Source organism: Thermobifida cellulosilytica TB100 (assembly GCF_001517975.1).
In the GTDB taxonomy this organism is placed as follows: domain Bacteria; phylum Actinomycetota; class Actinomycetes; order Streptosporangiales; family Streptosporangiaceae; genus Thermobifida; species Thermobifida cellulosilytica.
The window spans coordinates 22,321-27,825 of sequence record NZ_KQ950185.1; the positions used below are offsets into that span (position 1 = coordinate 22,321).

At 75.0% G+C, this 5,505-nt stretch carries 6 protein-coding genes and 1 pseudogene; 2 read left to right on the forward strand and 5 right to left on the reverse strand.

What is annotated here, in order from left to right:
* The 3 genes and pseudogenes from AC529_RS15835 to AC529_RS15845 form a co-directional block, all read right to left on the reverse strand.
* Nucleotides 1-367 (reverse strand): annotated as a pseudogene (locus AC529_RS15835) (hypothetical protein); the annotation flags it as partial.
* A 71-nt stretch (nt 368-438) separates the two neighbouring features.
* Nucleotides 439-966 carry a pyridoxamine 5'-phosphate oxidase family protein gene (locus tag AC529_RS15840; RefSeq protein ID WP_232306774.1) on the reverse strand — a complete coding sequence of 176 codons (528 nt, stop codon included), beginning with the start codon at nt 964-966 and terminating at the stop codon, nt 439-441.
* Between the two features lie 321 nt (nt 967-1,287).
* On the reverse strand, nt 1,288-1,842 hold the full coding sequence (locus tag AC529_RS15845) for a GNAT family N-acetyltransferase (RefSeq protein ID WP_068758101.1): 555 nt from the start codon (nt 1,840-1,842) through the stop codon (nt 1,288-1,290).
* A gap of 321 nt (nt 1,843-2,163) precedes the next feature.
* Between AC529_RS15845 and AC529_RS15850 the strand changes: the two genes are divergently transcribed.
* Nucleotides 2,164-3,090: a LysR family transcriptional regulator gene (locus AC529_RS15850; protein WP_068758103.1), complete on the forward strand. Its 927-nt coding sequence runs from the start codon at nt 2,164-2,166 to the stop codon at nt 3,088-3,090.
* Here AC529_RS15850 and AC529_RS15855 read toward each other — a convergent pair.
* Nucleotides 3,080-4,036, reverse strand: a complete 957-nt coding sequence (locus tag AC529_RS15855; RefSeq protein WP_068758107.1) for a LysR substrate-binding domain-containing protein — start codon at nt 4,034-4,036, stop codon at nt 3,080-3,082. The genes AC529_RS15850 and AC529_RS15855 overlap by 11 nt on opposite strands.
* 66 nt (nt 4,037-4,102) lie before the next feature.
* Nucleotides 4,103-4,468, reverse strand: a complete 366-nt coding sequence (locus tag AC529_RS15860; protein WP_232306775.1) for a hypothetical protein — start codon at nt 4,466-4,468, stop codon at nt 4,103-4,105.
* A 409-nt stretch (nt 4,469-4,877) separates the two neighbouring features.
* Here AC529_RS15860 and AC529_RS15865 point away from each other — a divergent pair.
* Nucleotides 4,878-5,505, forward strand: a 628-nt coding sequence (locus AC529_RS15865) for an EamA family transporter (protein WP_394326449.1), incomplete at its 3' end; no start/stop codon positions are given.

Here is a 5,505-nt window from a genome sequence, read left to right on the forward strand (position 1 = left end):
GCCGGGTCGCCCATGGTGGCGAAGGCGGCGGTGGCCTCCTTGAGGGTGGCGGCGAGCTGCTCGGCCTGGACCGCGAACCGGGTCAGCAGGTCCTCGGCGCGCAGCCGCGCGGCGGTGACCGGCGCGGCCTCGGCAGGGGGGGCAGCGGGCGCGGCCGGGACGGCCCCCGTCGGCCCGGTCGCCGGGCCGCGGCCTGCTCCTGTGCTGCCTGCGTCTCCTGTTGCAGGCGCTGGCGCTCCCGCCAGGCACGCCACCGGGTGTGCTCGGGCAGGTCGCAGTACTGGGGCGGGCGTCCCGGGGAGGTGGAGCGGACGACAGGACGGGTGCACCCGGGGAAGTTGCACAGGGCGGAGTCGGTTTCGGCCACGCCGACGAGCCTAACGGCTCTGCGGCGGGGGTCGGCGGCACCGCGGGCGCCGCCGACCCCCGCCGGGCGGGTCACCGCGCCGGGGCCGCGCGTCCCGGTGCACAGGCCGCCTCCAGGTAGCCGGGCACCGGCGTCTCCCCGGGCAGGTCCGGGGCGGGGACGGGGGCGCCGAGGCCCCGGGTCAGGGGGACCAGGCCCGCCCAGTGCGGCAGCGCCAGGTCCCCGGGGTCGTCGGAGACGCCGTGGTCGCGGACCTTGGCCGACGCCTCGCGCAGGTCCACGCGGAGCACGGCGGTCTTCGCCAGCTCCGCGGCGGTGGGCGGGCGGGAGTCGGCCGCGCGGCCCGGCAGCATGTGGTCGACCAGCGCCGCGAGCGCCTCGGCGGGGTCGGTGACCCTGCGGGCGGTGCCGTGGACCACCACGGACCGGTAGTTCAGCGAGTGGCCGATCCAGGAGCGGGCCAGGACCAGGGCGTCCACCAGCGAGACGGTGACGCACACCGCCAGCCCCTCCTCGGGCAGGGCCAGCGCCAGTCGGCTGCCGGTGGAGGCGTGCAGGTAGAGGCGGTCGTCGACGCGCGCGTAGACGGTGGGCAGCACGACGGGGCCCCGTCGTGGACGAAGCCGAGGTGGCAGACGAACTCGGCGTCCAGGACCGCGTGCACCGTCGCGGCGTCGTAGCGGACGCGCTCCCGCTTGCGGCTGGGCACGGTGCGCGGGGTGGGCGGGTAGTCGGGTTGCGTCGCGGTGTCCACGGTGCTCCTCGAAAGAGACGGCAAGGCAGCACCGAGGAGGGTAGAGGGCGCCCGCCCGCGGGGGAAGCGGTTTTCGCGGACCGCCGGTCCGCAGACGCGCCGCAGGCCGGGGAGCGGGCGCCCCCCGGCCTGCGGCCGTCCCCCGCCGGTGCGGCGGATTCCCCGGTCAGTCGTGCGGTCCCGCGCCGATCCGCGAGACCATGGTGGTCACGAACGGGCGGAAGCCCTGGCTCTCGTAGAAGCGGATGGCCTCGGCGTTGCCGGACACGGCGGGCAGCTCCAGGTCGCGCACGCCCATCTCGGCGAGCTGCCGGCGGACCTCGTCCAGCAGGCCGCCGCCCACGAAGTCCAGCGAGTGGTCGGGGTGGACCGACAGGGTCTGGACCACCGCGACCCGGTCGCCCCGGTCCCAGGAGCCGTGGTGCTCCTCGCGCACGGTCACCATCGCGTAGCCGACGTCGGTCCCGCCGCTCTCCGCGACGACGGCGATCGTGTCCGGCTCCGACAGCCACTCCACGTAGCGCCGGCTGCGGCGGCGCCACGACTCCTCGACGCTCACCGAGCCGAGGAGGTCCTCCAGGTGAGAGGCGATCGTCGTGTGCTGCCGGTGCAGGGCTCCCCACAGCTCGGCCAGCTCTGCTACCTCGAAGGGACCGATGTAGCGGAAGCGCAGCACGCCCGAAACTCCGGCGCGCGGTTTGGTCTCCAACGAAGTTTGCATCTTTTTCTCACCTGTCCCGATGTGGTGGTGCGGTGCGCCCGCTGGTTGCCGTTCCCATCGACACCGTTCTGAGCGCTGGTCATGAGCTTACGTTCCGGTTCGGTGCGGTGTGCGGCCAGGAGGCGGGAAAGGGATGTCGCTCGTGACGCAAGAGAAAAAACTTCCGAATTTAACTCAGATTCGGTGCGCCCTGTCGCCCTTCCGGCTGCCCCGGGTCACGGGAGGGACACCCAAAGTCGTGGCAAAGTGCGGCGGATCACGCCGGCGGGCGGGGAGGGCGGGCCGCCCGGACCGGGGCGAGACGTTTCGTAGGATGAGCCCATGATTGATGTGCGGCGGTTGCAGGTGCTGAGCGCGCTCGCCGAGCACCACACCGTGGCAGCGACCGCAGAAGCGCTGGGCGTGACCCCCTCGGCGGTCTCCCAGCAGCTCACCGCCCTGGCCAGGGAGACCGAGGTGCCCCTGGTCGAGCGGAGCGGCCGCCGGTTCGTCCTCACCGGGGCGGGCCGGGTGCTGCTGGAGCGCGCCCGGGTGATCTTCGCCGAACTGGAGCGGGCCCAGGCCGACCTGGCCCGCTACGCCGAGGGGTCGCTGGGCGCGGTCCGGGTGGGCTCCTTCGCCACCGGCATCTCCAACCTCGTCACCCCGGCCGTGGCCGGACTGCGCCGCACCCACCCGGGCTGGCGCTTCTCGGTCGTGCAGGCCGAACCCGAGCACAGCACCGAACTGCTGCGCACCGGCGGGATCGACGTCGCCGTCACCATGTCCTCGCCGCACCTGCCCGCCACCGGCACCCCGGGGTTCCAGTTCCACCCGGTCATGGTCGAACCGCTGGACGTGGTCCTGCCCTACGAGCACCCGCTGGCCACCAAGGAGGAGCTGGACCTGGCCGCCGACCTCAGCGACGCCGACTGGATCATGTCCGGCCCGGGCACTGTCTGGTTCGACACCGTGGCCGCGGCCTGCCACCAGGCCGGGTTCCACCCCCGCAACGCCCACGTCGTCACCGACTTCAGCGCGGCGTTCGCCCTGGTCACGGCCGGGCTCGGGGTGGCGATGGTGCCCCGCCTGGCCTGGCACGGCACGGCCACCTCCCACATGGTGGTGCGCTCGGTCCGCAACGGCCCCCGGCGCCACGTCCTGGCCGCCACCCGCAGCGGCGCCGACCCCGAGCCGCTGCTCACCGCGATGCGCCAGGCCGCCAGCAGGATCACCGTCCCCTCCGGCCGGTTCATCCTCAGCGCCTGACCACCGCGCCGTCCCCGCTGTGCGGGTCCTCCTCCAGCGGGTCCAGCACGCCGCGCGCGGCCAGCCGGATCCGGTGCGCCACCGCGCGCAGCGGACGCCACGCCCACGCCCCGGTGCGGGAGGCCAGGTAGATCCGGCGCACCCCGGCCAGCTCGCCCAGCGGGGTGTGCACCACGCCGCGGCGGCGCGGAGTGGCCGCGAGCTTGGGCAGCAGCCCGACCCCCCACCCGGCGGCCACGACCGCGCTGACCGCCTCCAGGGTGTCGATGCGGTGGCGGATGCGCGGCCGGAACCCCGCCGAGGCGCACATGCGGCGCACCAGCTCGTCCTCGTCGCTGCCGCGCGAGTTGGCGATCCAGGAGGCGTCCGCCAGCGCGCGCAGCCGCTCGCGGGTCATCGTCGCGCGGCTGGGGCCGCCCGCCGAGGACTGCGCGAGGAACAGCGGCTCGCTGCCCACCGGCGACAGCGTGATCCCCTCGGGGATCCGGCGCGGCACCAGGCTGTACTCGTAGACCAGCCCCAGGTCGGCCTCGCCGCCCAGCAGCAGGTCCAGCGTCTGGTCGGGCTCGTGCTCGATCAGGCGCACCTCGATGCCCGGGTGCTCCTGGCGCAGCCGCTCCATCGCCGGCAGCACCACGGGGACGGTCATGCTGACGAACGTCACCAGGTCGATCCGGCCCACCGGCGGCCCCTCGCCCGCCATCTCGGCCCGGGCCGCCTCCACCCGGCCCAGGATGTCCGCCGCGTGCTCGGCCAGGCGCCTGCCGGCCGGGGTCAGCCTGACCCGGCGGCCGTCCGGGGCGAGCAGCCGCACCCCCGCCTCCCGCTCCAGCACGGCCAGGTGCTTGGAGACCGCCGAGGTGCCCATCCCGGTGACCTCGGAGACCGCCGTCATCGTGCCCAGCCGCCGCAGTTCCACAAGCAGCCTCAGCCGTGTCAGATCCACCCCTCAACCGTAGAAGACGGCGGGCGCCGGCCGACAGGCCCGGCCGGCGCCCGGGGCGTCGGCGGCTCAGGCCGCCAGGCGCAGGAAGCGCGTCCGCAGCAGGTCGGCCACGACCTCGTCCAGCCGGCTCAGCAGGGCCGTGCCGTCGAGGAGGCCGAAGTCGCGCACGCCGGGGTGGTCGGCGTTGGCGGCCAGCCACTCCTCGCCCACCAGGTCGACCACGGCGGCGCGCAGTCCGGCCAGCCGCTCTGCAAGGGACCCCGGGTCGCGGGAGAGCGCGGTCTCGCACGCGGCGAGCGCGTGGAACAGGGAGAGCAGTTGCAGATGAGTGATGTCGTCCTTGGCCTCGCGCAGGGTGTGCTCGGCGATCGCGCGCGTCCGGCGGAAGGGGTTCAGGGTTCGCGTCGCCGCTGCCTCAACCTGGGTCAGCACGATTCTCCTCTCATCGTCGTGGCGGGCAGCAGTCCCGCGGTCACGCGGCCGGGGCGGCCGTGCGCGCCGCGCCCCGGGCGCAGGGGGCGCACGGGGCCGAGAGGTCCGTGGTCCGCGCTGGAGGCACCGGGCGGACCGGCCGTGGGCGGGCATCGGGTGTGGCGCGGTCGGTCCGCGGCGCTGCGCTGGACCGCCTCCCGGTGGCTGCTCACCAAACTTGATGCCTGCCGACTCAGGGTTATACCGGCCTTCGGGGGCGGATAAACCCGGCGGCGGTGTGACCCGCCTCCCCGCGCCCGCCGGAGGGGGCCGGCGCCGCTCCGCCTGCCGCAACCTTCCACCGAAAGGAAACGTTTCATCCGCCAACGGTGCCTGGACGGCAACAGAGCACACACGCCACATTGGTGGGGTGATCCTCTCTTTGCCCCCCCTCATTCGGCGTGCCCGGACGCGGGTCCCCGCCCCCCTGCTCCTGGTCGCCAGCATGGTCCTGCTGCACACGGGCAGCGCGGTCGCGGTCCACCTGTTCGCCTCCGCGGGCCCCCTCGGGATCACCTGGCTGCGCCTGAGCTGGGCCGCGCTGCTCCTGGCCGCGGTGGGCGGCCGCCCGCTGCTGCGCGCCGTGCGCGCCGCCACCTGGTCCGACATCGCCGCCACCGCGGCCCTGGGCGTGGTCAGCGCCGGGATGATGGTGATGTTCTCGCTGGCCACCGACCGCATCCCGCTGGGCACGGCCGCCGCCGTGGAGTTCCTCGGCCCCCTCACCGTGGCCGTGCTCGCCCTGCGCCGCCCCCGGGAACTGCTGTGGGTCCTGCTCGCCGCCGCCGGGGTGCTGCTGCTCACCCGCCCCTGGCAGGGCGGGGCCGACCTGCTCGGCGTGGCCTTCGGCCTGACCGGGGCCGCCTGCGTGGCGCTGTACATCGTCTTCTCCCAGGCCGTCGGCTCCAGGCTGGGCGTCCTGCCCGGGCTGACCCTCGCGATGACCGTGTCCGCCCTGGTCACCGCCCCCCTGGGCATGCCCGCCGCGGTCGCGGCCG

What these genes read in the sequence shown, in the direction of transcription:
- AC529_RS15845 (WP_068758101.1), bottom strand. Translation starts at nt 1,842, where the DNA reads ATGCAAACTTCGTTGGAGACCAAACCGCGCGCCGGAGTTTCGGGCGTG.
- AC529_RS15850 (WP_068758103.1), top strand. Translation starts at nt 2,164, where the DNA reads ATGATTGATGTGCGGCGGTTGCAGGTGCTGAGCGCGCTCGCCGAGCAC.